The 24,282-nt window shown below is 68.6% G+C and carries 29 protein-coding genes; 4 read left to right on the top strand and 25 right to left on the bottom strand.

Annotation, left to right across the window (positions count from 1 at the left end):
* The first annotated feature begins 49 nt into the window (after positions 1-49).
* On the top strand, positions 50-568 hold the full coding sequence (locus Q9R27_RS04135; RefSeq protein ID WP_311251071.1) for an ASCH domain-containing protein: 519 nt from the start codon (positions 50-52) through the stop codon (positions 566-568).
* Here the strand turns inward: Q9R27_RS04135 and Q9R27_RS04130 are convergent.
* From Q9R27_RS04130 to Q9R27_RS04100, 7 genes are read right to left on the bottom strand one after another with little or no spacing between them, the layout of a single operon-like run.
* Complete coding sequence (locus tag Q9R27_RS04130) at positions 565-939, bottom strand: hypothetical protein (protein WP_311251070.1); 375 nt, start codon at positions 937-939, stop codon at positions 565-567. The two genes, Q9R27_RS04135 and Q9R27_RS04130, sit on opposite strands and share 4 nt — an antisense overlap.
* Positions 940-968: 29 nt before the next feature.
* Positions 969-1,799, bottom strand: a complete 831-nt coding sequence (locus Q9R27_RS04125) for a GNAT family N-acetyltransferase (RefSeq protein ID WP_311251069.1) — start codon at positions 1,797-1,799, stop codon at positions 969-971.
* Positions 1,796-2,947 carry a flavodoxin-dependent (E)-4-hydroxy-3-methylbut-2-enyl-diphosphate synthase gene (gene ispG / locus Q9R27_RS04120; RefSeq protein ID WP_311251068.1) on the bottom strand — a complete coding sequence of 384 codons (1,152 nt, stop codon included), beginning with the start codon at positions 2,945-2,947 and terminating at the stop codon, positions 1,796-1,798. The genes Q9R27_RS04125 and ispG overlap by 4 nt, the downstream gene beginning before the upstream one ends.
* Before the next feature lie 10 nt (positions 2,948-2,957).
* Entirely contained in the window at positions 2,958-4,154 is a 1,197-nt protein-coding gene (locus Q9R27_RS04115) for an MFS transporter (protein WP_311251067.1), read from the bottom strand.
* Positions 4,151-5,497 (bottom strand): site-2 protease family protein, encoded by a 1,347-nt coding sequence (locus Q9R27_RS04110; protein ID WP_311251066.1) that lies wholly within the window; start codon positions 5,495-5,497, stop codon positions 4,151-4,153. The genes Q9R27_RS04115 and Q9R27_RS04110 overlap by 4 nt, the downstream gene beginning before the upstream one ends.
* Positions 5,494-6,609: a 1-deoxy-D-xylulose-5-phosphate reductoisomerase gene (gene dxr / locus Q9R27_RS04105; protein WP_311251065.1), complete on the bottom strand. Its 1,116-nt coding sequence runs from the start codon at positions 6,607-6,609 to the stop codon at positions 5,494-5,496. The genes Q9R27_RS04110 and dxr overlap by 4 nt, the downstream gene beginning before the upstream one ends.
* Positions 6,606-7,244: an AMP-binding protein gene (locus Q9R27_RS04100; RefSeq protein ID WP_311251064.1), complete on the bottom strand. Its 639-nt coding sequence runs from the start codon at positions 7,242-7,244 to the stop codon at positions 6,606-6,608. Before Q9R27_RS04100 ends, dxr begins: the two co-directional genes overlap by 4 nt.
* A gap of 168 nt (positions 7,245-7,412) precedes the next feature.
* Between Q9R27_RS04100 and Q9R27_RS04095 the strand changes: the two genes are divergently transcribed.
* Both Q9R27_RS04095 and Q9R27_RS04090 read left to right on the top strand, forming a co-directional pair.
* Positions 7,413-8,231, top strand: coding sequence for an RIO1 family regulatory kinase/ATPase (locus Q9R27_RS04095; protein ID WP_311251063.1), 819 nt, complete (start codon positions 7,413-7,415; stop codon positions 8,229-8,231).
* A gap of 17 nt (positions 8,232-8,248) precedes the next feature.
* On the top strand, positions 8,249-9,325 hold the full coding sequence (locus Q9R27_RS04090) for a Rossmann fold nucleotide-binding protein (protein WP_311251062.1): 1,077 nt from the start codon (positions 8,249-8,251) through the stop codon (positions 9,323-9,325).
* A 3-nt stretch (positions 9,326-9,328) separates the two neighbouring features.
* Here the strand turns inward: Q9R27_RS04090 and Q9R27_RS04085 are convergent, their stop codons facing one another.
* The 14 genes from Q9R27_RS04085 to Q9R27_RS04025 form a co-directional block, all read right to left on the bottom strand.
* A complete protein-coding gene (locus tag Q9R27_RS04085; RefSeq protein ID WP_311251389.1) occupies positions 9,329-10,021 on the bottom strand; it encodes a tetratricopeptide repeat protein in 693 nt (230 codons plus the stop codon).
* Positions 10,022-10,023: 2 nt separating this feature from the next.
* Positions 10,024-11,016: a VWA domain-containing protein gene (locus Q9R27_RS04080; protein ID WP_311251061.1), complete on the bottom strand. Its 993-nt coding sequence runs from the start codon at positions 11,014-11,016 to the stop codon at positions 10,024-10,026.
* Positions 11,013-11,990 (bottom strand): hypothetical protein, encoded by a 978-nt coding sequence (locus Q9R27_RS04075; protein ID WP_311251060.1) that lies wholly within the window; start codon positions 11,988-11,990, stop codon positions 11,013-11,015. The genes Q9R27_RS04080 and Q9R27_RS04075 overlap by 4 nt, the downstream gene beginning before the upstream one ends.
* Positions 11,981-12,445 (bottom strand): hypothetical protein, encoded by a 465-nt coding sequence (locus Q9R27_RS04070; RefSeq protein WP_311251059.1) that lies wholly within the window; start codon positions 12,443-12,445, stop codon positions 11,981-11,983. Before Q9R27_RS04070 ends, Q9R27_RS04075 begins: the two co-directional genes overlap by 10 nt.
* On the bottom strand, positions 12,429-13,316 hold the full coding sequence (locus Q9R27_RS04065; RefSeq protein WP_311251058.1) for a DUF58 domain-containing protein: 888 nt from the start codon (positions 13,314-13,316) through the stop codon (positions 12,429-12,431). Before Q9R27_RS04065 ends, Q9R27_RS04070 begins: the two co-directional genes overlap by 17 nt.
* A 10-nt stretch (positions 13,317-13,326) precedes the next feature.
* On the bottom strand, positions 13,327-14,328 hold the full coding sequence (locus tag Q9R27_RS04060; protein WP_311251057.1) for a MoxR family ATPase: 1,002 nt from the start codon (positions 14,326-14,328) through the stop codon (positions 13,327-13,329).
* A 78-nt stretch (positions 14,329-14,406) separates the two neighbouring features.
* The gene (locus tag Q9R27_RS04055; RefSeq protein WP_311251056.1) at positions 14,407-15,549 is read right to left on the bottom strand and encodes a glycosyltransferase family 1 protein; all 1,143 of its coding nucleotides are present in this window, start codon (positions 15,547-15,549) and stop codon (positions 14,407-14,409) included.
* A 366-nt stretch (positions 15,550-15,915) separates the two neighbouring features.
* Complete coding sequence (locus Q9R27_RS18730; RefSeq protein ID WP_397219642.1) at positions 15,916-16,068, bottom strand: type II toxin-antitoxin system Phd/YefM family antitoxin; 153 nt, start codon at positions 16,066-16,068, stop codon at positions 15,916-15,918.
* Positions 16,065-16,229: a hypothetical protein gene (locus Q9R27_RS04050; protein WP_311251055.1), complete on the bottom strand. Its 165-nt coding sequence runs from the start codon at positions 16,227-16,229 to the stop codon at positions 16,065-16,067. Before Q9R27_RS04050 ends, Q9R27_RS18730 begins: the two co-directional genes overlap by 4 nt.
* 31 nt (positions 16,230-16,260) lie before the next feature.
* Positions 16,261-16,575: a type II toxin-antitoxin system RelE/ParE family toxin gene (locus Q9R27_RS04045; RefSeq protein ID WP_311251054.1), complete on the bottom strand. Its 315-nt coding sequence runs from the start codon at positions 16,573-16,575 to the stop codon at positions 16,261-16,263.
* On the bottom strand, positions 16,572-16,805 hold the full coding sequence (locus Q9R27_RS04040; protein ID WP_311251053.1) for a hypothetical protein: 234 nt from the start codon (positions 16,803-16,805) through the stop codon (positions 16,572-16,574). Before Q9R27_RS04040 ends, Q9R27_RS04045 begins: the two co-directional genes overlap by 4 nt.
* A gap of 52 nt (positions 16,806-16,857) precedes the next feature.
* On the bottom strand, positions 16,858-18,327 hold the full coding sequence (locus tag Q9R27_RS04035; protein WP_311251052.1) for a hypothetical protein: 1,470 nt from the start codon (positions 18,325-18,327) through the stop codon (positions 16,858-16,860).
* An 86-nt stretch (positions 18,328-18,413) separates the two neighbouring features.
* Positions 18,414-19,550, bottom strand: a complete 1,137-nt coding sequence (rlmN, locus tag Q9R27_RS04030) for a 23S rRNA (adenine(2503)-C(2))-methyltransferase RlmN (RefSeq protein ID WP_311251051.1) — start codon at positions 19,548-19,550, stop codon at positions 18,414-18,416.
* A gap of 25 nt (positions 19,551-19,575) precedes the next feature.
* Positions 19,576-20,361, bottom strand: a complete 786-nt coding sequence (locus Q9R27_RS04025) for an META domain-containing protein (RefSeq protein ID WP_311251050.1) — start codon at positions 20,359-20,361, stop codon at positions 19,576-19,578.
* An 84-nt stretch (positions 20,362-20,445) separates the two neighbouring features.
* On the opposite strand from Q9R27_RS04025, the gene Q9R27_RS04020 reads away from it, so the two are divergent.
* A complete protein-coding gene (locus Q9R27_RS04020; RefSeq protein WP_311251049.1) occupies positions 20,446-21,075 on the top strand; it encodes a hypothetical protein in 630 nt (209 codons plus the stop codon).
* Between the two features lie 12 nt (positions 21,076-21,087).
* Here the strand turns inward: Q9R27_RS04020 and Q9R27_RS04015 are convergent, their stop codons facing one another.
* From Q9R27_RS04015 to tsf, 4 genes are all read right to left on the bottom strand, one after another.
* Entirely contained in the window at positions 21,088-21,969 is an 882-nt protein-coding gene (locus Q9R27_RS04015) for a phosphatidate cytidylyltransferase (protein WP_311251048.1), read from the bottom strand.
* A 21-nt stretch (positions 21,970-21,990) separates the two neighbouring features.
* Positions 21,991-22,545 (bottom strand): ribosome recycling factor, encoded by a 555-nt coding sequence (gene frr / locus Q9R27_RS04010; protein ID WP_311251388.1) that lies wholly within the window; start codon positions 22,543-22,545, stop codon positions 21,991-21,993.
* Between the two features lie 52 nt (positions 22,546-22,597).
* Positions 22,598-23,311 (bottom strand): UMP kinase, encoded by a 714-nt coding sequence (pyrH, locus tag Q9R27_RS04005; protein ID WP_311251047.1) that lies wholly within the window; start codon positions 23,309-23,311, stop codon positions 22,598-22,600.
* 139 nt (positions 23,312-23,450) lie between these two features.
* Positions 23,451-24,266, bottom strand: coding sequence for a translation elongation factor Ts (gene tsf, locus Q9R27_RS04000; protein WP_311251046.1), 816 nt, complete (start codon positions 24,264-24,266; stop codon positions 23,451-23,453).
* Between the last annotated feature and the right edge of the window lie 16 nt (positions 24,267-24,282).

Here is a 24,282-nt window from a genome sequence, read left to right as displayed (position 1 = left end):
CGCCGCGCGCTGCCGCATTCATCCGGGTTTCACCCGTAGGGTTCCGACCATGGACGAGGAGACGGACCAGCCCGGGAACGACGCCTGGATCGAAGCCTTCTGGGAGGACGCGCACGTCCACGCCCGGGTCAATCCGCTCGGCTTCTACCTCGGCGCCGACCCCGGCAAGGCCATGCGTCCGCCGGCCTGGGCGTTCGGCGCGGATCCGGAGACCGCCGACGAACTGGTGGAACTGGTGCTCGACGGCACCAAGACGGCCACCGCCTCGGCGCTGCGCGACTACGGCGAGGAAGAACTGCCGCGGACCGGCAACCTCTCCATCATCCTGGACGGCTCGGGCCGGCCCCGGGTGTTGATCGCCACCACCGGGGTGCGGGTGGTCCCGTTCGGCACGGTCGACGAGGAGCATGCCCGTCGCGAGGGCGAGGGTGACCTGAGCCTGGCGCATTGGCGCGAGGTGCACCGTGCCTTCTTCGCGGAGACTGCCGCGATCACCGGCGCCGAACCCGAGGTCACCGACGAGACGATGGTGGTGCTGGAGGAGTTCGAGGTGGTCTGGCAGCCCTAGGCCCGGTCCGTCCCACGTGCCGCCTTGAGTGCCCAACGGATCATCGGCACTTGCAGCGGCAGCCGGGCGATGGTGCCGACCTTGAGCGCGGTGTTGTGGCTGCGCTGGGCGTCGGCGGCCATCTTGAAGTTGGCCGGATAGACCGCGAGCAGCAGCGCCGCGCTGGCCCAGCCGGCGGCCGGCCGGGTGCGCGGGTGGAGCAGCCCAGCGGCGCAGGCGAGTTCGGCCACGCCGGACCCGAGCACCATCTCACGGTGCGCCGGGACGAACTTCGGAACGATCGGTTCGTAGACCTGGGGACGGACCAGGTGGATGGTGCCGGAGACCGCGAAGATGCCGGCCAGGCCGAGGACGTCCGTGGGAATGCTCACCGGGTCATCCTGATCGGGCGCCAGCGCGCTCAGAACATGATCGTGGTGAACTTCGCGGTCTCGGTGAAGCCGGCCCGTTCATAGGCGCGCCGGGCCGAGAGGTTGTGCGCGTTGACGTAGAGCGAGGCGACCGGCGCGACGTCGGCGCGGATCATCTCCGCGACCGCCGCCATCCCGTGACTGGCCAGGCCCTCCCCGCGGCGGTCGGGGACGACGTACACGCCCTGGACCTGGGCGGCGTACGGCGAGGCACAGGCGACCTCGGCCTTGAAGATGGCGCGGCCGCCCTCGATGATCGCGAACTGCCAGCCGCGCCCGATCAGCTGGCGCACCCGGGTCTGGTACATCGCGGCGCCGCCGAGCTCCGGCGAGACCCCGACCTCCTCGGTGTACATCGCCACGCATGCCGGATAGACGGCGTCGAAGTCGTCCGCGTTGGTCCGCCGTACGTCGGGGTGTGGCTCAACCTGGGCCGGCCCGGCGATCTCCATGTGCAACTGGCCCGGGCGTACGTCGCGTGGCTCGTCCCAGCGTGGGCCCACCTGGCGCCAGATCGCCTCGACCGGCGCCGATCGGCCGACCATGGTGGAGACCCTCCCCCGGGCCCGCATGGCCGCCTCGGCGAACGCCGCTACGTCGTCGGTCTGGATGCCGACCGGGACCAGGTTCGCGCCCAGGTGCAGCGCACCGACGAGTTCACCGCTGCGATGCAGTCCGACCACCTGGCCGCCCAGCCAGCGGGGGTCCAGGCGCGTGGTGCGAGCGCGGAACTCCGCGAAGACGTTGACCACCGGGTCCTGGGCGGTGAGGGCGAGGAACGCCTCGACGTCCTCGGGCCCGAGCACCCGAACCGGGTTCACCCGACAGTGACCTCGGCAGCGCCGCCCTCGACCGGCTCGAGGGTCTCGGCAATCCGCATCGCTTCCTCGATCAGGGTCTCCACGATCTGCGACTCCGGCACGGTCTTGATCACCTCGCCCTTGACGAAGATCTGGCCCTTGCCGTTGCCGGAAGCGACGCCCAGGTCGGCCTCGCGTGCCTCGCCGGGCCCGTTCACCACGCACCCCATCACGGCGACCCGCAGCGGCACCTCCATGCCCTCCAGGCCGGCGGTGACCTGCTCGGCGAGCTTGTAGACGTCCACCTGGGCGCGTCCACAGGACGGGCAGGAGACGATCTCGAGCTTGCGGGGGCGCAGGTTGAGCGACTGCAGGATCTGGATGCCGACCTTGACCTCCTCCACCGGGGGTGCGGAGAGGGAGACCCGGATGGTGTCGCCGATCCCCTGCCCGAGCAGGTAGCCGAAGGCGACGCTGGACTTGATCGTGCCCTGGAACGCGGGCCCGGCCTCGGTGACGCCCAGGTGCAGCGGCCAGTCACCGCGCTCGGCGAGCATCTCGTAGGCCCGCGACATCACCACGGGGTCGTTGTGCTTGACCGAGATCTTGAAGTCGTGGAAGTCGTGTTCCTCGAAGAGGCTGGCCTCCCAGACCGCGGACTCGACCAGCGCCTCCGGGGTCGCCTTGCCGTACTTGGCCAGCAGCCTCTTGTCGAGCGAGCCTGCGTTGACGCCGATCCGGATCGAGGTGCCGGCGTCCTTCGCGGCGCGCGCGATCTCCTTGACCTGGTCGTCGAACTGGCGGATGTTGCCCGGGTTGACCCGGACGGCAGCGCATCCGGCGTCGATCGCGGCGTAGACGTACTTCGGCTGGAAGTGGATGTCGGCGATCACCGGGATCTGCGCCTTCTGCGCGATCGCCGGCAACGCGTCCGCGTCGTCCTGGCTGGGGCAGGCGACCCGGACGATGTCGCACCCGGCGGCGGTGAGTTCGGCGATCTGCTGCAGCGTGGAGTTCACGTCCGAGGTCACGGTGGTGGTCATCGACTGCACCGAGACGGGCGCGTCCCCGCCCACGTCGACCTTGCCGACCTTGATCTTGCGGCTCTTGCGACGCGGATGGAGCACCGGTGGTGGGGCTTCAGGCATGCCCAGGCTGATCGCGGTCATGGTGGCGAGTCTACGTGGCTGCGCCCGGTGGGACAGGTGCGGTCTCCGGTGCCCTCAGCCACGGTACGACGGCGACGAGCGCCACCACACCGGTCACGATGAACGCCCAGTCATAGCCGGCCTGGTCGGCGACCACCCCGATCAGCACCGGTCCGACGATCGCGCCGGCGTCCTGGGCCATCTGGAAGGTGGCGAGCACCTTGCCACCCGAGCGGTCCTGGCCCACCACGTCAGCCACGGCCGCCTGCTGGGCCGGGTTGAGCAGGCCGGCACCGACCCCGGAGAAGGCGGAGAGGACCAGGAGGCCGGCCAGGTCGGTGACCAGCCCGATGACGCCCAGCCCCACGGCGGTGACGACCAGCCCGGCCAGCACCATCGGCCGCCTCCCGAGCCGGTCGGCCAGGGAGCCGCTGAACTGCAGCGTGATCGCGGTGCCGACCGCGGCACAGGCCAGGGCCACGCCGGCCACCCAGGTGTCGTCGTGGATGGCCACGGCCAGTTGCGGCAGCACCGCGACCCGGACCCCGAAGTTGCACCAGCCGTTGGCGAACGCGGAGGCCAGCGCTGCGCGATAGGTCGGCGAGGCCAGCGCCTCGGCGAGCAGCATCGGCGGCGGCGCCGATCGGGTGGGGTCGGGGCGCAGCCGGGTGCCCGAGAGGCGGATGCCCACCACCAGGGTGGCCGCCACCAGCGCCGCGGCGTACACGATGAACGGCACCCGCAGCCCCAATCCGGCCAGGCCACCCCCGACCAGCGGACCGATCATCCCGCCGACCAGGAAGGCCGAGCCGTACGCCGAACTGACCCGGCCCCGGATCGCGGGCGGGGCCAGGCGCACCAGCAGCGCCATCGCCGAGACGGTGAACATGGTCGACCCGATCCCGCCCAGGCCGCGCAGCACCAGCAGTTGCGCATAGGACTGGGCGAAGGCGGTGGCCAACGAGGAGGCGGCCACGATCAGCAGGCCGGTGAGATAGACGGGCCGCTCCCCCAGCCGGGACACCAGGGCGCCCCCGGCGGGGGCGAAGACGAGCCGGAAGAAGGCGAACGCGGAGACCACCACCGAGGCGGCCGCGACCCCGACGTCGAAGCTGCGCGCATAGGCCGGCAGCACCGGGGAGATCAGGCCATAGCCGAGCGCGATGACGAACGCTGCGGCGACCAGGACCCAGATCTCCGAGGGGATCGGGGGCTTCTTGGTGGTCAACTGATCGAGATCGGGACCACCAGGTCACCGATGATGAGCACGACGCTCATCAACAGGAAGGCGCCGGCGACCACATAGGCGATCGGCAGCAGCTTCGCCACGTCCACATAGCCGGGGTCGGGCCGCTTGAAGATCTTCGCCAGCCGGCGGCGGAACCCTTCCCACAGCGCTCCGGCGATGTGGCCGCCGTCGAGCGGCAGCAGCGGCACGAAGTTGAACATGCCGATGAAGAAGTTGAACCCGGCGATCAGCATCAGCAGCAGGACTGCCTTCTCCTTGACCGGGAACTCCTGGTGCGCGGCGGTCTCGCCGGCGATCCGGCCACCACCGACCAGGCTCATCGGGCCCTCGGGGTCGCGCTCCTCCAGGCCGATGATGGCCTGGCCGACGTCCCAGACCTTGGCCGGCAGCGTGCTCAGCGCCTCGACGGTGCGCACCGTCATGTCGCCCATCTGGTCCAGGGTGTAGAGGACACCTCCGGTGGCCAGGTGCGACTCGGGGACCACGCCCAGGAAGCCGACCGCGCGCAGGGTCTCGTCCGTCATCGAGGTGGGTCGGTCGCTGATCACGGTGTTGGTGGTGAGCTCGACCCGCTGGCCGTCACGGACCACGGTCAGCGCTGCTGCGCCGTCGGCGTTGTCGCGGATCATCTGGGTGAGCAGGGCCCAGTCGCCGTCGATCTCGGTGCCGTTGAAGGCGACGATCTCGTCGCCGATCTGCAGGCCGGCATCGACGGCGGGACTGACCGGGTCGTCGGCGGTGCACTCGCGGCCGGATTCGGCGTACGGCACGATGCACGGCTGGACGGCGCGCACCACCGGGTCCGAGCGCTGGTCGCCGATGTTGCCGTAGCTGGCGAAGAGGGCCGCGAAGATGAAGAAGGCGATCAGGATGTTGACCGACGGTCCGGCCGCCATCACGATGACCTTCTTCCACCAGGGCATCTTGTAGAACAGGCGGTCGGAGTCCTCGGGCTGGATCAGCTCCCATTCGGCCGAGCGGGCGTCGCTGATCAGCTGGGTGAAGATGCCGGTGTTGGACTGGCGGAGGCGGACCACCTCGTTGCCGTGCTCATCGATGACGGTCTCGGCGCTCGCCTCCTTCTCCGGGGGAAGCATGCCGACGATCTTGACGAACCCGCCGAGCGGGATGGCCTTGATGCCGTATTCGGTCTCGCCGATCCGCTTGGACCACAGCGTGTTGCCGAACCCAACGAAGTACTGGGTGACCTTGCCGCCGAACTTCTTGGCCCACACCATGTGGCCGAGCTCGTGCAGGGCGATCGAGACGAGGATCGCGACGACGAAGATCACCACGCCGAGCGTGTAGTAGAGCGCCGTCATGCCCGGTGGCTCCCTTCGCCTGCTGCGGTGATCGCGTCTGCTGCCGCCTGGCGGGCCCAGGCGTCTGCGGCCAGGACCGTCTCGACGGTCATCTCCTGGCCCAAATCTACGTCGTACGCCGCCAGAACACCCGCCACCGTGTCGACGATGCCGTTGAACGCCAGCTGTCCGGAGAGGAACGCCTCGACGCAGACCTCGTTGGCCGCGTTGTAGACGGCCGGTGCCGTGCCGCCCGCCTGTCCGGCGCGCCGGGCGAGGCCGACCGCGGGGAAGGCATCGTCGTCGAGTGGGAAGAACTGCCAGGTCTCCGGGCGCGACCAGTCCACCGGCGGTGCCGCGTCGGCCACCCGGTCGGGCCAGTCCAAGCCGAGCGCGATCGGGATCATCATCGTCGGCGGGCTGGCCTGGAGCAGCGTGGAGCCGTCGACGAACTCCACCATCGAGTGGACCACCGAGGTCGGGTGGACGACCACCTCGATCCGGTCGAAGTCGATGCCGAAGAGCAGGTGGGCCTCGATCACCTCCAGGCCCTTGTTGACCAGGGTCGCGGAGTTGACGGTGATCACCGGGCCCATCGACCAGGTCGGGTGGTTCAGCGCCTGTTCGGGGGTGACGCCGTCCAGTTCGACCCGGGTGCGGCCCCGGAACGGGCCACCGGAGGCGGTCAGCACCAGGCGGCGTACTTCGTCGGGCGTGCCGCCGCGCAGGCATTGCGCCACCGCCGAGTGCTCGCTGTCGACCGGGACGATCTGGCCGGGTGCCGCGCGGTCGGTGACCAGGGAGCCGCCGATGATCAGGGACTCCTTGTTGGCCAGGGCCAGCGTGGTGCCGGCGTCGAGGGCAGCCAGGGTGGGCCGCAGGCCGACGGCGCCGGTGATCCCGTTGAGCACCACGTCGCATCCCATCGACGCAGCCTTCACGGAGGCCTCCTCCCCCAGCCCGGAGAAGACGGGTGAGAACTCGGCGACCTGGGCCTCGAAGAGTTCCGGGTTGGACCCGCCCGCGGTCAGGCCGACGACACGGAACCGGTCCGGGTTGGCACGGACCAGGTCGAGCGCCTGGGTGCCGATGGAGCCGGTGGAGCCGAGGATGACGATGTCGCGGGAAGTCACCGGCCCATCTTGCCAGCCGGGTCCACGGGCCGTCCTGCAGCCAGGTCCGCGATCATCGCCCCGAACCGGTCATCGGCCAGTTCGTCGCCCAGCACCACCGCGGCCTCCAGCACGTACGCCGTGGTGCCCGGCGCCACCGGTTCGCATCCGGCCGGGTCGGTGCGGCCGGCCCGCAGCGCCGTCTCCCAGTCCAGGTCACGTGCCTCCTCGCGTGGTCCGTCCACGGCGTCGATGTCGAGGGTGACCACGGCTGCGGGAGCGTGGCCGGCGAGGTCGAGTGGCCGGTCGGTGACCACGACATGGGGCGCGTGCTCCGCCAGGCGTGCCACCGGGTCCGGGGTGAGGTCGACGTGGACCGCGCCGAGGCGGGCGACAGCGAGGAAGACCAGGAGTTCGCGGACCGGATCGGCCAGTGCCACGCCGACGCGGGTGCCGGGCGCGGTGCCCAGCGCCTTCAGCGCACCGGCCAGGGCCGCGGAGACCTCGAGCAACCCGGCACGGTCCATCGGCTCGTCGCCGATCAGGGCCGGCTCCTCGGCCTGCCCCCGGATCACGGGCAGGTCCACGGCGTTGTAGGCCAGGTTCAGGGAACCGGGCTCCTCGCCGCTCGGGGTGCGGAACCACGCCAGGGGCACGGTCTCCTCCTCGGGTAATTCAGTTGCGCTGTCCCGATGGCGGGACAAGACTCGGGGCAACCTTACGGCGTCCCGGCGAGGACCCGTGCCGACTGAGAGGAGCTGACATGTCACCCAGCGTCCTTGGCCTGTCCGCAGACCACACCTCTCACGTTCGGAGCTCCTCGCATGACATTCCACTTCGATTTCCAACCACTCGACGAACCCGGCGCTGACCAGCGTTGGTCCACCTGGGCCTCGGTCGAGCCACTGTGCCGTGGTCCCGAGCCCCGGCCCGGGTGGGTGGTCACCAGCCAGGGTGCACTCGACACCGAGCTGGGCATCCTCAAGACCGGCAAGGAGGCCGAGGTCTTCCTCCTCGAGCGCGCAGTTCCCGGCCAACCGGGCGTGGTGCTGGCCGCCAAGCGGTACAAGGGCCGTGACCAGTTGGCGTTCCACCGCAGCGAGGTCTACACCGAGGGCAGGTCCACCCGACGCTCCCGGGACGCCAGGGCGATCAAGGCCAAGTCCAACTTCGGGCGCCACGTCGCGGTCGGTCAGTGGGCGGCCTCTGAATGGGAATGTCTGTGTCGACTCTGGCTGGCCGGCGCACCGGTCCCCTACCCGGTCCAGCTCGACGGCACCGAGATCCTGATGGAGTTCATCACGGACACGGACGGGCTGCCTGCACCGCGCCTCGCGCAGGCACGGCCCGGGCCCGGGCTCCTCCGCGACTATTTCGAGCAGCTACGGGCCGCCCTGGCCATCCTGGCCCGGCACGGGATCGCACACGGTGACCTCTCGGCGTACAACCTGTTGGCCACGGGTGAACGGCTGGTCGTCATCGACCTGCCGCAGGCGGTCGACCTGGCCGGCAACCGGCAGGGCCTGGACTTCCTGATGCGCGACTGTCGCAACGTGTGCACCTGGTTCCGCCACCACGGACTCGCCCCGGAGATCGCCGACGAGGACGCCCTCTTCGCCCACCTGGTCGCAGGGGCGTTCTGAGCCGCTAGGTTCGTCTCGTGCGCCGTAGCAGTGGTCCCGTCATCGAGGTCGAGTCGCTGGCCGACTTCGATCGTCGCATCATGCGTGCCCGGTCGCTGGCCGGCTGGCACCTGCAGTCGGTGGACGTCTCGCAACGCAGCGCCGAACTGGCCCAGGTGCCCGTGGCCGGGGCCCTCTTCCTGGGCTGCACCTTCGCCGAGGGCGACGAGGAGTCGGTGCGGGCGCGCGGCGGCATCGTCTTCCCGACGATCCCCGACGTGCCGCTGGACACCTATCGCGGGCGCCTCTACACCGCCGGCGACCTCTACGACACGGCTGCCTATCCGGACTCCCTCGATGCGCGGGTCTATGGCTGGTCACAACAGCCGGAGAACACCGACACCACCCTGGCCCGTGCCCTGCACGACCACGCGATGGACGACGCGCTGGGCGAATGGGTGCAGGGGCGCAGCCTGGTCGGCGTGATGGGCGGGCATGCCCTGGCGCGCAACACTCCGGCGTACGCCGGGGCCGCCCGGCTGGGGCAGTTGCTGGGGGCACGCCACACGGTGGCCACCGGCGGCGGGCCCGGCGCGATGGAGGCGGCGAACCTGGGTGCCTGGCTTGCCGGGACCCCGGAGGCCGACCTGGACGCCGCGCTGGCGCTGCTGGGGCGGGTGCCCGACTTCCGGCCCGACGTCGGCGCCTGGGTGGGGGCCGCGTTCGCGGTGCGCGAGCGGTGGCCCGCGGGCGGCGAGTCGCTGGGCATCCCGACCTGGCACTACGGCCACGAGCCGCCGAACGCGTTCCCCACCGCGATCGCGAAGTATTTCCGCAACGCCACGCGCGAGGCGATCCTGCTGGAGATCTGCCGCTCCGGGATCGTCTTCCTGCCGGGTGCGGCCGGCACGGTGCAGGAGATCTTCCAGGACGCGTGCGAGAACTACTACGCCGACGCCGACTCGGTGGCACCGATGGTGCTGGTCGGGGTGGACCACTGGACCCGGGAGTTGCCGGCCTGGCCGCTGCTGCAGGCGCTGGCCGCCGAGCGGGAGATGGGCGAGCACGTGCACCTGGTCGACTCGCTCGACGAGGCCGCCGCAATCATCGGCTGAGGCTCACCAGCTGTAGCCGGGCTGGCGCTCCTCGTAGGGGTATTCCTCGTATTGCTCGAGGTCCTTGCGGTCCTCGCGCCCCTGCTTGTTGCGCTCCTCGAGCTCCTGCTTCTTCTTCTCCTCCTCTTCCTGCTTCTTCTTCTCTTCCTCGGGGTCGTTCTCGTCGGGGTCCTGCTGCTCTTCCTGCTTCTTCTGCTCCTGCTCGATCTTCTTCTTCAGCCGCTCGTCGACGGTCTTCGCGTCCTCGTCCCGGTCGGGGCACTCGCCCTCGGCGAGCACGTCCCGCCCGGACTGCCAGCGATCGATCGCGCCCTGGGGGTCGGTCTCGACCAGTCCGTCACCGATCGCCTCGTGGGCAAGGGCGATGTTGATCCGCACCTTGCACTCCTTGTCGTCGGGGACGTTGGCCAGTGCCTTCTCGAAGGATGCGATGGCGCCCTCGTGGTCCTCGGCCTGGAAGAGCGCTGCACCGCGGTTGAAGTGGGCGATCCACGACTGGAAGATGTTGGTGCCGGTGTTGGCATCGAACTCCTCACCGGCCTTGGTGTAGTCGCCATCGTCGTACGCCGAGTCGCCGGCGGCCTGCGCGGAGAGCATCAGGCCGACCTTGGTCACGAAGACCAGGACCAGCACCGCCGGGACGATGCCGACGGCGAAGAGGATGTTGCGGGTGTGGGCCCGGGCCCGGTTCGTCATGCTCACAGCGAGGCCACCTCCTTGTGCGCGGCGCGCAACCCGCGCCAGCTGATCCTCAACTCGGCCAGGGCGAGGCCGAAGAGGACCAGCGCAAAGATCCAGTAGAGCTCGTGCTTGGCCTGGGCATCCCCGCCACCGGCGGCACGGAAGTCACTGCGCAAGTCCTCGGCCCACTCGTCGAGGCCGCCCGGTCCGGTGCGGTGCAGGTAGGAGACGCCCATCTCGTCAGCGATCCGGGACAGGTTCTCCTCGTCGATCTTCGACAGTGCGTCGGATGCGCGGGCCTCGTCGCGCACCCACCCGGCGTCGGGGCGTTCCAGGTCGATCTGCATCCTGCCGCCCTCGGTGGTGCCGTAGCCGAGGACCACTCCCCCGGCGATCAGGTCCGCGACGGGGGCGAAGGATTCCTGCGGGTTCTCGCTGGTGTTCTCCCCGTCGGAGATGAAGATGACCACCCGCTCGCGGTCCTCGTGCTGGTCCGCGGAGCGTTCCAGGGTGGCGATCATCTCGTCGAGGGCGATGGAGGGGGTCGAGCCGACGCCGTCGAACGGTTCCTCGCGCCGCATCGTCTCCGCAGCCGCGAGGAACGCCCCGCTGTCGCTGGAGAACGGCAGTTCGGTGCGCACGAAGCGGCCGAAGGTGAGCAGGGCGAAGCGGGCGCCCGGCAGCGCCTCGGTAATTGCGGCCAGGTCCTCGCGTACGCCGTCGAGTCGCTGCTGGTCGCCGTCCCAGTCCAGGGCCGACATGCTGGTGGTGCGGTCGACGACGACGAGCACTTCCAGGTTGGTGTTGACCGATTCGACGTGTGCCTGCCCCACTCCGGGACGGAGCAGGACCGTGGCGCCGACGACGATCATCAGGGCGCGGATCACCCAGGTGGTCCGTTCACGGGGACGGGTCTGGAGGAAGTACGCCGCCACGCCGAGCAGGGCGAACGCCAGCAGGAGCACCAGCCAGGCGGGGATGATCGGGCGGAGCAGGAGGACGCTGGTCATGACTTCCTCCTCACGCCGGCCGCGACCACCAGCAACAGCCCGGCCCCCATCAGGGCGGCGCCGAGGCCGGGGCGATCCAGGATGGTGGTGCGGGCCGGTTGCTTGCTGCGGGCCTGCTCGAGGGTGTTGATCTGGTCGACGATGCTCGCCGCCGTACCGTCCTCACCGAAGACCGAGAAGGTGCCCTTGGTGGTCTTCATCGCCCGCTCGAACTCCTCGACGGAGCCGGGCAGGTAGTCCATCTCCGGCGTACCCAGTCCGTGCACGACGACGTTGCGGTCGGCGGCGTACTGCGCGGCCTCGTCGAAGGTGTAGATCGGCTCACCCTGCGGGTCGTTGTCGGAGGCGAGTACGACGGCACGCCCGCGCTCCTCGTCGGGCCGGTCGAAGCGCTCGACGCAGGAGACCAGTCCGTCGCTGACCAGCGAGGCGCGCTCGTCGCCTAGGTAGGTGCCGGCGACGTAGTTGTAGTCGTAGGAGTTGAACTTCTCCGTGGCCAGGTCGAGTTGGTCGACGATGAACTCGTAGTCGTCGGTGAGCGGGAAGACGGTGACCGCGACGCCGCTCCAGATGGTGAGCCCGATCCGTTCGCCCTCCAGGCCCTCGGTGATCCGCTGGAACTCCTCCACCACCTGGGCGTCGTAATCGATCATCGATCCGGAGACGTCCAGGCAGAGCATGATGTCGCGGTTGGTGTTCTCCGCCTGGTGGGTCTTGGTCTCCACCAGGCGACCGGAGAGCAGGATGCAGCCGGCGATCAGGACCAGCACTGCGGCGACCCGCAGCGCCATCTCCACCCGTCGGCGCGCGGCCAGGGTCCGGTAGCGCGGGATCCGGCGCAGTCGTGCGGCGTGCGCGACCGGCAGTGCGTTGCGCGGCGCGCGGTTCAACGGCGAGGGGAACGACCAGAGCAGGATCCAGGCGATCGTGACGACGACCAGGACGATGACCAGCCAGGTCCACTTCAGTTCCATGTCGCCACCACGTTCCGGGCACGAGCCAGGGTGTCGGCCAGCGGTTCGGGGGCCGCGTCGTCCTCCGGGGCGAACTCGGGTGGATACATCAGCGCGATCGTCTCCGCCACGGGTTCGATGCCCAGGGCGCGCAGGTCGGCCAGGGCCATCGTGTGCGTGGGCAGGCCGGTCGCCTCGGCGACGAAGCCGCGCACCACGCCGCTCATCTGCTGGTAACCCTCGCGCTCGCCCAGTTCACCGGTGGCGACCCGGTGGCCGATCCTGTCCAGTTCGCCGAGCGCCTCGCCGCGCGCGCGGGCCGGGTCACGGGGTGGCGGGGGCTTGGGGTGGCCGCTGATCGACCATGCCCACACGCCCAGGAACCACAGTCCGAGGGCGATGACGGCGAGGATCGAGAGCCACACCCACAGCGAGGAGTAGCCGACCGGGCCGGTGAATTCATCGGCGGCCGGCATGGCGGTGCCTCTCGAGCATGGCGAGCACCGCGTGCACGGCGCTCTCGTGGTCATGGACGCTCTGGTGCACGATGCCGAGCCCGTCGAGTTCGCGGCGCATGTCGCTGGACTGGCCGGCCAGGAGTGCGGCGTACTCGGCGCGCAGTTGCTCGTCGTCGCGCGCCCAGTCGGGAACCAGCCCGCCGGAGTCGATGTCGACCAGGGCCGAGGCGCCGGCGGCTCTGGTCGGGTCGAGGTCGCCGATCGAGACGTAGAGCATCTCGTGCTGGACGACGAGGCGGCGCAGGATCTGGCGCATCTCCTCGTCGACGTCGTACTCGTCGGAGATCACGCACATGATGGTGCGCCGGCGCACGGTGCGGGTGACGTGGCGCAGCACCGCCTTGAGGTCGGTGGGCGGTGCGGCGACGTCGATCGCGTCGTGCAGGGCGGCCAGGCGGTATTCGAGGTTGAGTTCTCCCCCGGCCGGCGGCAGTTGGCGGCAGCGGTCGGCGTCGCCGTGGACCAGGCCGACTTGGTCGCCGTGCTTGACCGCGAGATAGCCGATCACGCCGGCGACGGTGATGGCCAGGTCGCGCTTGGGCACGGCCAGGTCGTTCATCGCGGCCATCGAGCGACCGGTGGAGGCGACGAGCATGATGTTGTGCTTGCGGGCCGCGGCGTACCTCTTGACCAGGAGGGCGCGGGTGCGCGCCGACGCCTTCCAGTCGATGTCCTTGACGTCGTCGCCGCGCACGTATTCGCGCAGGTCGTTGAAGTCCATCGAGCGACCGGTCTGCAGGGAGGCGTATTCGCCCTCCAGCAACCCGCGCACCTTGCGGTGTGCGTGGATGGTCATGCGGGCCTTGACCCGGGTCAGGTGGGTGGTCATCCGCGGTTCCTCAGGGCGCCGGTACGGCGGCGAAGACGGCGTCGATCACCGTCTCCGGCATGACCCGCTCGGCGAGCGCCTCGAAGGTCAGGTGGATACGGTGGCGCAGGATGGAGTGGCGCAGGTGCCGCACGTCCTCGGGGATGACGTGGTTGCGGCCGGCGAGGATGGCCAGGGCGCGGGCCACCTGGTAGAAGGCGATGGTGCCCCGGGGGCTGGCGCCGATCTCGACCCAGTTGCCGAAGCCGGGGCCGAGCACGTTTGCGGTGTCGCGGGTGGCGTGGACCAGGGCGACGATGTAGCGCTTGATCACCGGGTCGACGTACACCCGCTCGACGAGGCGCTGCAGGTAGCCGACCTGGTCGGGGGTGACCACCGAGGCGATGGTGCTGCCGGTGCCGAGTGCTCCACTGTCGAAGCGGTTGAGGACCTCGAGTTCTTCGTGGTCGCGGGGATATTCCACGATTTCCTTGAGTAGGAAGCGGTCCATCTGCGCCTGGGGCAGCAGGTAGGTGCCCTCCTCCTCGATCGGGTTCTGAGTGGCCAGGACCATGAACGGGGTGGGCAGCGGGTGGATCACGCCGGCGATGGAGGTCTGGCGTTCCTGCATCGCCTCCAGCATCGCAGACTGGGTCTTGGCGCTGGCGCGGTTGATCTCGTCGAGGAGGACGAAGTTGGCGTGGACCGGGCCGAGTTGGGTCTCGAACTCGTGGTTGCGGGGGTCATAGACCTGGGTGCCGATGATGTCGGAGGGCAGCAGGTCGGGGGTGCACTGGATCCGGGCGAAGTCGGCACGGACTGCCTTGGCCAGGGTGGAGGCGGCCAGTGTCTTGGCGAGCCCCGGGACGCTCTCAAGCAGGATGTGCCCCTCGGCCATCATCGCGACCAGGAGGGAGGTGCGCAGCTGCTCCTGGCCGACAACCCGCTTGGAGAAGGCGCCGGAGATCTCGTCGAGGATCCCCTTCGCCTTGGTGAGCTCCACCTGCTCGATGGTGCGGGGTGTTGCCGACATGCGTTCCTCCTGCGGTTCCGGTCAGTGCCGCAGGGAAGCATGCCACGCAGGTGGTTGGTCGAAACCCGCTTCCGGGCCTCACGCCACGGCCCGGACTCCGTCGCCTCCGACGATGACCTGGCGGTAGTTCTCCATGAGCAGGTCGCAGACCCGCGGCCAGGAGCGTTCCTCGACGCTGCGGCGTGCGGTGATCGCCATCCGCTGGCGCAGCAGCGGGTCCCCGGCCAGCCGGGTGACGTGGCCGCGCAGGTCGACGCCGCTTCCGGGGGCGTAGAGGAAGCCGGCTCCTTCGGCAACCACGTCGATCAGGCCGCCGGCCCGGGGCGCCACCACGGGTACGCCGGCCGCGAGGGCTTCCTGGGCGGACTGGCAGTAGGTCTCGTGGCGGCCGGTGTGGACGAAGACGTCGAGGCTTGCGTACGCCGCGCCGAGTTCGTCGCCGTGCAGGACGCCGAGGAAGGCCGCGTTCGGCAGGAGCCGCTTCAGGTGGTCCTCCTCGGGTCCGCCACCGACCAGCACCAGGCGGATGCCGTCGACGTCGTCCAGGTGGGTCAGCAGGTGAAGTTCCTTCTCGGCGGCAAGGCGTCCGACGTAGCCGACCAGGAGTTCGCCGTTGGGGGCGAGCCGTGTCCGGAGGTCTGCGTCGCGGCGGTGGGTGTCGAACTGGTCGAGGTCCACCCCGCGCGGCCAGAGGGCGAGGTCACTGATGCCGAGGCGGTCGAGTTGGGACAGGCTGGCGGTGGACGGGGCGAGGGTGCGGGTGACCCGGGTGTGGATCCGCCTGGTCAGGGCGGCCATCGCCTGCGGGCCGCCGGGGATCCGGTATTGCTCGGCGAAGCCGACCAGGTCGGTCTGGTAGATCGCGACGGTGGGGATGCCCAGGTCGTTCGCGGCCTGGACGGTCTGGTGGCCGAGCGTGGCCGGCGAGGCGATGTGGACCACGTCCGGGTCGAAGCGCAGCATCTCGTGGCGCAGCCGGCGTCGGGTCTCCAGGCCGATCCGGAAATCCTGGTAGAACGGCAGGCTGGCCCCGCGCGCGGTGATCACCGGGAACCCGCAGTATTCCTCGGGTCCCGTGGGAGCGATCAGCAGTGCCTCGTGCCCCTCACGTGCCAGGTGCTCCAGGACACGGCGTACGGAGTTGGTGACGCCGTTGATCTGCGGAAGGAAGGACTCGGAGACGATCAGGACGCGGAGGCGGTCGGAGTGACGCAGGCGCATGGCTTCCCCTTCAGGGTGGAGGCATTGTCCACAGCTGAAGTTAGGAACCTCTCCGGAACGGAGCGTGCGGTGCGTGTTGCGCCCGCGTGAACGTCACGCCAACGTCTTCAGCCGCTGGTGGGGCAGCCCGGGGCGGGCCCGGAACGGGGTGGACGTGCAAACCCTCGATGCCCGCGAAGTCGTCCGGGTTGCAGGTGTAGAGCGGCAGCGACGAAGCCAATGCGGTCGCCGCGATGAGCGCGTCATAGGCGCGCGCAGCAGGCTTCCGGCCCTGTGCTCGCAGGCTCGCCTGGCGACGGGACCGCTCGAGGTCGTCCGTTGCCACCAACGGGCCGACGGACAACTCTGCCAGCGTGACGGTGGTGATCAGGGGCCTCTCGGGGAGGTGCCCGCGGCCGCGCGCAGTTCCGCCACGGGCACACCGTCACGCGTGATGACGACAGCGCCTCCGCGGGCGACCGCATCCAGGACGGCCCCACCGCGATTGCGGAGGTTTCGAACGCTCACCGGATCATTCATGGGTCAAGCGTATGACCGTGAGACAGGTCGGCGGGGTGTCGCGTGTCGCGCATGGTGGTGGAGATGCCCTTCGCCTCGAGGCGGCGTACGAACTCCTCCATGTCCTCCTCGCGCGAGCGGGTGAACTGGGATCCGGGGACCTCGTTCAACGGGATGAACAATCGCTAGAGACCACCCAGGAGTGAACCCTGGCTACGTGACACGATGCTTCCAGTAGCCAGGCTCCCGCGACGTGTGCGCGACTGCTACGACTGTGAACGGATTGCCCTCGTTGATGTAGACAACGCGGAAGGGGAAGCGCCGAACTCCGAGTGACCGCACGTTGACGCTCGTCGCCAGATCTGGCCATATCGCGCCGGCGTTCGGCCACATCTCGATCATGTCCGCCGCCGCGTAGAGCGCCTGCTCGAACTCGTCACCGAGACCTGGCCGCTCGTGATTGAGATAGTCAATCTCCGCCAGCAACTCAGCACGCGCCTCCGGGTGGAACCCGGGGTCGACCTTCATGCGCCGCGTGCAGCCCGTCGAGCGGCGAGTTCCGCCTTGATCTCCGACAGCGGAATCGTCTCCACGCGACCACTCACGATGTCATCCACCCGGTCACTGATCTCGACGTCCCACGCAGGGTCCGCAGGTGTGCCACCGTGGCGGCGAGCCGCGAGCTCGTGCACCAACTCGTCCTGCACCTCCTCGGGCAGACCGAGGACTGCGTCGAGAACCTCAGCCGGAACAGTCATAGATACATGCTACGCGGCAGCACCGACCTGGTCATCAACCGACAAGCGGCGCTCACCGTTCGTCCGCCGGCGAACTGCTGATGACCTGTTCCCATTCGCCAGGAGCCCAGCGCCGACCAAGCGCGCGGCCTCGCCCCTGCCGTTCGTTTCTCAGTGCCGTCGACCGATCCCGCACAATCCAGGGCGAGGCTTCTGGCCCGCGGTCGTTTGCGTACTGCACGAAATGATCCATATACGGAAAGACCCTGTGATGAAGGTTTCGCGACTTGCCCCCGCCGGGGCCTTCGCCAGGCGAACCTTCCTCCTGCTGCGTCGGCACCCCAGACTGGAACAGGCCCGGGAAGTCCGGAGCCCAGGTCAATGTGACGCCATTGTCGGCGCAAATGCCTACCCAATCGGGGTCGACAGGTTCACGCTCAACGACAAGAACGGCTCGGACCTTATCGACCCTTAGCCAATCGAGTTTGTAGACGTAACTGAGAACTTGCCCCAATCCCAACCGGAGTTGTGAGACCTCGTTGTCCACGGTCAAACTCTTAATCTCGCAGACGACTACCGAGGAACCATCGCGCCAGGCTAGGTCGAACTGTGGATCACCGCCGAGCGGCTGGAGCGGCGCGAGTCCGCGGCTTTCAACGATGTCGCCTAGAAGATCCTGCATGTCCATGTGAGCTACCGTCCCCCGATCGATCAGATCCGGGTTCCGCAAAAACACCTTCGCCTCATCATGTGGGGCGGGTTGGCGTTCCTGACGCCGATAGGGAGCGCCTCCGACGTCACCGCCCGTTGCCCCATACCTCTCCACAGAGCCGGAGTCCACAGGAACATCGCCTGCCGGCGGTTCCCCCGACACGGATGGCATCAAACTGGCTGCCCATTCCCACCCGGGATGAGCTGCAAGCGCCGCTAGCTCGTGCGAGTCATGGGCCGCCAATGCTCGCGCAACGTCGTGCCGGATGCTGCCCTCGCTTTCAAGGCCCAACGGGATCTTCCCACCCCAATGGGTCCTGTTCTGCCACGTGGCTCCCGGAGTCCAGGTTTCCCATGCAGCATGTCGAACCACGGCAACGTGAGGAGGCACGATGAGTACGCCATCACGGACGGTGTCCAGGCCAAGGGGCGGCAACTTGTGAGTCGGCAAACGTAGTTCGATGTAGTCAATACGGCGTTGGTTGACGTCTGGAACAGCCTCCGTCGACGTTGACCCTTCCGCAACGCCGATATACCTACGTAGCGCATCGGCGAATTCCTCATTGTCGCGGCCACCGCGCGAATTTGCGTAGGCGTATGCCCGCTCTAGGGCTTGGCGAACGGTAATCCCTGCGGGCGGCAGCCCCAACGTCTTGAAAGCGGCCTTGCCCACACCGCTAGTGCGGCTGTAGATCACGAAGTTCTTGTCGAGACGAGAATTGTGACCCAGGTGCTCCATTGCCTTGATTAGGTCAATGTCTCCCGTCACTCGAGCCAGATCGATCAACTGTTGGTATGCCGGATCAGCCCGAAGGTCCTTCGCGTTCGCCATGTCGGCACTGTAACCGGGGCTTCCGCCACTCATGGCACGTATGCACCGCTCGTCGTCTCGAACGGCTGAGACGCATACCGGCCGATCTACTCCGATGCAGCCAACTGCCCACAAGCAGCGTCGATGTCATTGCCCCGCGTATCGCGCATCGTGGTGGAGATGCCCTTCGCCTCGAGACGGCGTACGAACTCCTCCATGTCCTCCTCGCGCGAGCGGGTGAACTGGGATCCGGGGACCTCGTTCAGCGGAATCAGGTTCGCATGGGCCCAGCCGCGGCCGCGCTCGTTGAGCACGTCGGCAAGCAGGTCGGCGCGCCAGGCCTGGTCGTTGATGTCGCGCATCATGGCGTATTCGATGGAGACCCGGCGCCCGGTCTTCGCGAAGTAGTTGTGCGCGGCGTCCACGGTCTCGGCCACGGAGAAGCGGGTGTTGATCGGGACCAGTTCGTTGCGCAGTTCGTCGTCGGGCGCGTGCAGGGAGAGCGCCAGGGTGACCGGGATGCCCTCGTCGGCCAGTTGCAGCATCCGCGGCACCAGGCCGACGGTGGAGACGGTGACGTGGCGGGCGCTCATGCCCAGCCCGGCAGGCGCCGGATCGGTGAGACGACGTACGGCGCCGATCATCGCCTTGTAGTTGGCCATCGGCTCGCCCATGCCCATGAAGACCACGTTGGAGACGCGGCCCACTCCCCCGGCAACCTCGCCGCGGGCCAGCGCCCGGGCGCCGGCGACCACCTGCTCAACGATCTCGGCGGTGGACATGTTCCGCTGCAGTCCACCCTGGCCGGTCGCACAGAACGGACACGCCATCCCGCAACCAGCCTGACTGGAGACGCACATCGTCACCCGGCCCGGATAGCGCATCAGCACGGACTCGACCAGGGACCCGTCGAAGAGCTTCCACAGTGTCTTGACGGTGGCGCCCTTGTCGGCCTCCATCGTCCGCACCGGCGTCATCAGGCTCGGCAGCAGCGCGGAGACGAGTTCGTCGCGCTGACCGGCTGGCAGGTCGGTCATCTCCGCGGGGTCGTCGACCAGGCGCGCGAAGTAGTGGTTCGAGAGTTGCTTGGCCCGGAAGCCCGGCAGGCCCGCGTCGGTGAGCAGCGCCTTGCGGCCGGCCTCGTCGAGGTCGGCAAGGTGGCGCGGTGGCTTCCGGCGCCCGCGGGGCTCGTCGAAGACCAGCGGCAGTGTCTTGATCGGCTCGGTCTTGGTCGGTTCAGTCATGACCCGACCAGTCTCCCACGACGACTCAGCCGGCGACGAAACCGAGCGTCCGCTCGCCGTTGGTGATCTTGAGCCGGTCGCCGCTGATCTGCCAGGTCACCGTCCCGGTCAGGACGCTGCGGTACGTCGTGGAGACCTCGCCGCGGGCATCCATGCATCCCATCAGGGTGCTCATCATCCCCGAGAACGTGATGGTGTCGGCGCTCACCGTGGCCGTGCCGCTCCCGCCGTTGCAGCCGTCATGGGTGGAGACGTTGCCGTCCTCGTCAAGGGCCAACGTTGCCTCGACGCCGGCCGGCACCGAACTGGCCAACTCGCCCTCGATGATCGTGTCGAGGTGCCAGGTCACCCCGGTGAAGTCGCGATCCGGGTGGACCGTGCCGCGCGGGGTGAGCGTGAGGGTGGTGTCACCCGAGGTGAGCGTCAGCGGATCGGCGCCGATCGTGACCGGTGCGCCGAAGAAGCGGACCAACCAGGCATCCTGCTCCATCCGCGGCGGGTCGCACCCCATCTCGGTCTGCATCATCGGCCCGGCGTTGAGTTCGTCGCCGGACAGCGTCCAGCGCCCGCTGATCGAGTTGCACCCGGCCTGGAGCCGCACCTCGTCATCGGTGAACTCGATGCCGATCTCGGTGCCGTCCACGGGCTCCTTCACCTCGCCCGCTTCGACGATCGAGGTGACCACCCAACTGCCAACCGGGTCGGTGCCGGGGGTCATGCCCTGGTAGGAACCACAGGCGGCGAACAGCAGCAGGGCCAGGACCACCGCGGGCAACACGGCGTACGACGATGTGCGGGGCAAGAGCTTCACGGGACACCTTCCTCTCCTCACCAGTGTGACGTTCCTGGCGTCGGATTGGTTTCGAGCCACACCGAACCGCGCAGACTCGATGGCATGGCATCGACCCGATCGACCACCCTGCTGGCAGCCCCCGCGCTCGCACTGGCGACCTTGCTCCTCGCTGGCGCCTGCGGCAACAGCACCAACGAGAACGCGGTGACCACCGACGGACCCGCCAGCGAGGCAGCCACGTCCGCGGACCGGATCAGCCTCGCCGACGACTTCACCACCGGGAGCACTCGCCCGGTGTGGGAGTTCCCGCTCAGCGTGGACGGCTGGACGCTCACGGTCATCGACCAGGACGGGGTCAACCAGTTGTCCAGGGCCGGCGGGCTCTTCACCAGCTTCCAGCTCGACCAGGGCACCCAGGGCGGCGACGACGAAGGCAACTCGAGGGCCTACCTGGACACCTATTACAGCGCGCAGCAGAACTCCCCCGGCGTCGAGTCCGTCAGCGCCGCAGACCCCACCACGACGACCCTGCCCTCGGACCGGGGCGACCTGGAGTTCCTGAGCCAGGAAGTGCAGTACACGACCACCAACGGCACGACGTACCACTCGCGGATGCTGGTCAGGTCGCTGGACACCAACGTCCTGGTCCTGCAGTACGCCGCACCCGAGGACGAGTGGTCCGAGGCGGAGTGGGAGAAGCTGACCGCGGATGTCCGCGTCCAGCTGGGCTGAGCGAGTCCGGGGTCAGAAGACCAGGTAGTGCAGCAGCAGCCAGATCGGCGCGATCGTGGCCAGCAGCGAGTCAAGGCGGTCCATCACGCCACCGTGGCCCGGGATGATCTGGCTCATGTCCTTGATCCCCAGGTCGCGCTTCATCACCGACTCGACGAGGTCGCCCAGGGTGGCCATCACCACCGCGATCAGGCCGAGGCAGACCCCCACCCACCAGTCGCCCTCGAGCCAGAGGACCAGCACGATGCCGGCCGCGACGCAGGCCACCAGCGAACCGCCGAAGCCTTCCCACGACTTCTTGGGCGAGATGACCGGAGCCATCGGGTGCTTGCCGAACAGCACGCCCGCGACGTACCCGCCGGTGTCGGAGGCGATGGTGACCAGGACGAAGGCGATGATCCCCTTGACCCCGTTGTCCCACCGCTCGAAGTCGACCGTCCCGCCCTCGGCGAGCATCAGGGCGGCGAAGGAGCCGAGGAAGGGGATGTAGATCAGGGTGAAGACCGCTGCGGTGGCGTTCTTGACGAAGCCGTCGATGCCGCGGCGCAGCAGCCACAGCATCACCACCAGGGCGCTGACCGCGGTGGCGGTGACCAGCGCGTTGGCACCCCAGAAGTAGGCGACTGCGATCATCACCGCGCCGCCGATCATCAGCGGCTGCTCGGGCAGGTCGATGCCCTTGGGCAGCAGGCCCTGGCGCATCTCCCAGATGGCCGCGACCAGGGCGATCCCGACGATGATCAGGAAGCCGGTCTTCCAGAAGGCCAGCGAGAGCGCGACTGCCGAGAGGAGGACGGCAGCGGAGCCGATCGCTGCGGGGAGGTTACGGCCCGCGCGGCCGTGGTCCTTGGCCGGCTTCTCGTCCCCGGGCACGGCCGGCTTGGCTGACGTCATGGATGTCTCCTCCTCGGGTCCTCAGACCTCGAGCAGTTCGGCTTCCTTGTTCTTGAGCATCTCGTCGATCGCGTCGGTGTGCTTCTTGGTGGTCGCGTCGAGCTTCTTCTCGGCCCCGGTGACGTCGTCCTTGCCGACCTCGCCGTCCTTCTCCATCTTCTCCAGGCCCTGCTTCGCCGTACGACGGACGTTGCGGACCGAGACCCTGCCGTCCTCGGCCTTGGCGCGGGCGACCTTGATGTACTCCTTGCGGCGCTCCTCGGTCAGCTCAGGGAAGACGCAGCGGAGCACCTTGCCGTCGTTGGCCGGGTTGACGCCCAGGTCGGAGTCACGGATCGCCTTCTCGATCGCCGCAATGGCACCCATGTCGTAGGGCTGGATCAGGATGATCCGCGCCTCGGGAGCCGTGAAGGAGGCGAGCTGCTGGATCGGCGTGGGCGTGCCGTAGTAGTCGGCGACGAGCTTGGAGAACATGCTCGGGTGTGCCCGGCCGGCGCGGATTGCCGCGAACTCCTCGCGCGTCGCATCGACCGACTTGCCCATCTTGGTGTCGGCTTCGGACAGGACCTGGTTGATCACGGTTTCTCCTCAGGCATTGCGGTTGTCCCGGTCTGGGACGTGGGCTGGGTCATGCGGAAGCGCTGACCAGTGTGCCAATCTTCTCACCCTGGACGACGCGCAGGATGTTCCCCTCGGGCTGCATCCCGAAGACGACCATCGGGAGCTTGTTCTCCCCGCACAGGGCGAACGCGGTCTGGTCCATGATCTGCAGGCCCTGGGCGATCGCCTCGTCATAGGTGACGGAGTCCAGCTTGACCGCGTTCGGGTCCTTCTTGGGGTCGGCGGTGTAGACGCCGTCCACGCCGCTCTTGGCCACCAGTACGACGTCGCACCGGCTCTCCAGCGCCCGCTGGACGGCCACGGTGTCGGTGGAGAAGAACGGCATGCCCATGCCGGCGCCGAAGATCACGACGCGCCCCTTCTCCATGTGGCGGATGGCCCGGCGCGGAATGTACGGCTCGGCCACCTGGCCCATGGTGATGGCGGTCTGGACGCGGGTGTCGATGCCTTCCTTCTCCAGGAAGTCCTGCAGCGCCAGGCAGTTCATCACGATGCCGAGCATGCCCATGTAGTCGGCACGGACCCGGTCCATGCCGCGCTGCTGGAGCTCCGCGCCGCGGAAGAAGTTGCCCCCGCCGGTGACGATGGCGATCTGGGTGCCGGCCTCGACGACGGCCGCGATCTCGCGGGCCACCTTCTGTACGACGTCTGGGTCGACGCCGACTTCCCCTCCGCCGAATACTTCGCCCGAGAGCTTGAGGAGGACGCGCTTGTAGCTCACCCGTTGTTCCCTTCGATGGTGCCGGTGCAGCAAGAAGGCCGGCCCGGTGATGATGTGGTGATCATCTGGGACCGGCCTCCTCGTGGTCTGTCGGTCCCGGATGCGGAACCGATCAAACCCTACTGCCTGTCGTGGTACTTCAGGCGCCGACCTCGAACCGCGCGAAGCGGGTAACGGTCACGCCAGCCTCGTCGAGGACGGCCTTGACGGTCTTCTTGGACTCGGTCACCGAGGCCTGCTCGAGCAGGACGATGTCCTTGAAGAAGCCGTTGAGGCGACCCTCGGTGATCTTGGCGATGGCCTGCTCGGGCTTGCCCTCCTCGCGCGAGGTGGCCTCGGCGATGGCACGCTCCTTCTCCACGACGTCGGCCGGGACCTCGTCGCGGGTCAGGTAACGCGGACGCATGGCAGCGATCTGCATCGCGGCGCCACGGGCGGCTTCCTCGTTGTCGCCCTCGTACTCGACGAGTACGCCGACGGCGGGCGGCAGGTCGGCGGCGCGACGGTGGAGGTAGACCACCGACTTGCCCTCGAAGTAGGCAACCTCGCCCAGCTCGATCTTCTCACCGATGGTGATCGCGAGCTGCTCGACGACCTCGCCGACGGTCTTGCCGTCGAGGGCAACGGCCTTGAGCGCCTCGGTGTCACTGGCCTTCGCCTCGTTGGCGGCATCGGCGATGCGCTGCGCGGTGGCGACGAAGTCGTCGTTCTTGGCGACGAAGTCAGTCTCGCTCTTCAGCTCGACCAGGGCGCCACCGGAGTGGGCGACCAGGCCAGCGGAGGCCTCGCGCTCCTCGCCACGCTTGGCAGCCTTGGCGGCGCCCTTGACGCGGAGGATCTCGACGGCCTTGTCGAAGTCGCCGTCGGCCTCGTCGAGAGCCTTCTTGCAGTCCATCATGCCGGCGCTGGTCAGCTCGCGGAGCTTCTTGACGTCGGCGGCGGAGAAGTTAGCCATTGTCCTGCTTCCTGGA

Origin of the sequence: Nocardioides sp. AE5 (assembly GCF_031844485.1) — a bacterium.
Lineage (GTDB): Bacteria > Actinomycetota > Actinomycetes > Propionibacteriales > Nocardioidaceae > Nocardioides.
The sequence above is the reverse complement of the archived record's forward strand: the minus strand, read 5'-3'. Positions and strand labels throughout refer to the sequence as shown.

Excerpts from the sequence above, each read along its gene's own strand:
- Q9R27_RS04135 (WP_311251071.1), top strand. The coding sequence starts at position 50 with ATGGACGAGGAGACGGACCAGCCCGGGAACGACGCCTGGATCGAAGCC.
- ispG (WP_311251068.1), bottom strand. The coding sequence starts at position 2,947 with ATGACCGCGATCAGCCTGGGCATGCCTGAAGCCCCACCACCGGTGCTC.
- Q9R27_RS04110 (WP_311251066.1), bottom strand. The coding sequence starts at position 5,497 with ATGACGGCGCTCTACTACACGCTCGGCGTGGTGATCTTCGTCGTCGCG.
- Q9R27_RS04095 (WP_311251063.1), top strand. The coding sequence starts at position 7,413 with ATGACATTCCACTTCGATTTCCAACCACTCGACGAACCCGGCGCTGAC.
- Q9R27_RS04085 (WP_311251389.1), bottom strand. The coding sequence starts at position 10,021 with ATGACGAACCGGGCCCGGGCCCACACCCGCAACATCCTCTTCGCCGTC.
- Q9R27_RS04080 (WP_311251061.1), bottom strand. The coding sequence starts at position 11,016 with ATGACCAGCGTCCTCCTGCTCCGCCCGATCATCCCCGCCTGGCTGGTG.
- Q9R27_RS04075 (WP_311251060.1), bottom strand. The coding sequence starts at position 11,990 with ATGGAACTGAAGTGGACCTGGCTGGTCATCGTCCTGGTCGTCGTCACG.
- Q9R27_RS04070 (WP_311251059.1), bottom strand. The coding sequence starts at position 12,445 with ATGCCGGCCGCCGATGAATTCACCGGCCCGGTCGGCTACTCCTCGCTG.
- Q9R27_RS04065 (WP_311251058.1), bottom strand. The coding sequence starts at position 13,316 with ATGACCACCCACCTGACCCGGGTCAAGGCCCGCATGACCATCCACGCA.
- Q9R27_RS04060 (WP_311251057.1), bottom strand. The coding sequence starts at position 14,328 with ATGTCGGCAACACCCCGCACCATCGAGCAGGTGGAGCTCACCAAGGCG.
- Q9R27_RS04055 (WP_311251056.1), bottom strand. The coding sequence starts at position 15,549 with ATGCGCCTGCGTCACTCCGACCGCCTCCGCGTCCTGATCGTCTCCGAG.
- Q9R27_RS18730 (WP_397219642.1), bottom strand. The coding sequence starts at position 16,068 with ATGAATGATCCGGTGAGCGTTCGAAACCTCCGCAATCGCGGTGGGGCC.
- Q9R27_RS04045 (WP_311251054.1), bottom strand. The coding sequence starts at position 16,575 with ATGAAGGTCGACCCCGGGTTCCACCCGGAGGCGCGTGCTGAGTTGCTG.
- Q9R27_RS04040 (WP_311251053.1), bottom strand. The coding sequence starts at position 16,805 with ATGACTGTTCCGGCTGAGGTTCTCGACGCAGTCCTCGGTCTGCCCGAG.
- Q9R27_RS04035 (WP_311251052.1), bottom strand. The coding sequence starts at position 18,327 with ATGGCGAACGCGAAGGACCTTCGGGCTGATCCGGCATACCAACAGTTG.
- rlmN (WP_311251051.1), bottom strand. The coding sequence starts at position 19,550 with ATGACTGAACCGACCAAGACCGAGCCGATCAAGACACTGCCGCTGGTC.
- Q9R27_RS04020 (WP_311251049.1), top strand. The coding sequence starts at position 20,446 with ATGGCATCGACCCGATCGACCACCCTGCTGGCAGCCCCCGCGCTCGCA.
- Q9R27_RS04015 (WP_311251048.1), bottom strand. The coding sequence starts at position 21,969 with ATGACGTCAGCCAAGCCGGCCGTGCCCGGGGACGAGAAGCCGGCCAAG.
- tsf (WP_311251046.1), bottom strand. The coding sequence starts at position 24,266 with ATGGCTAACTTCTCCGCCGCCGACGTCAAGAAGCTCCGCGAGCTGACC.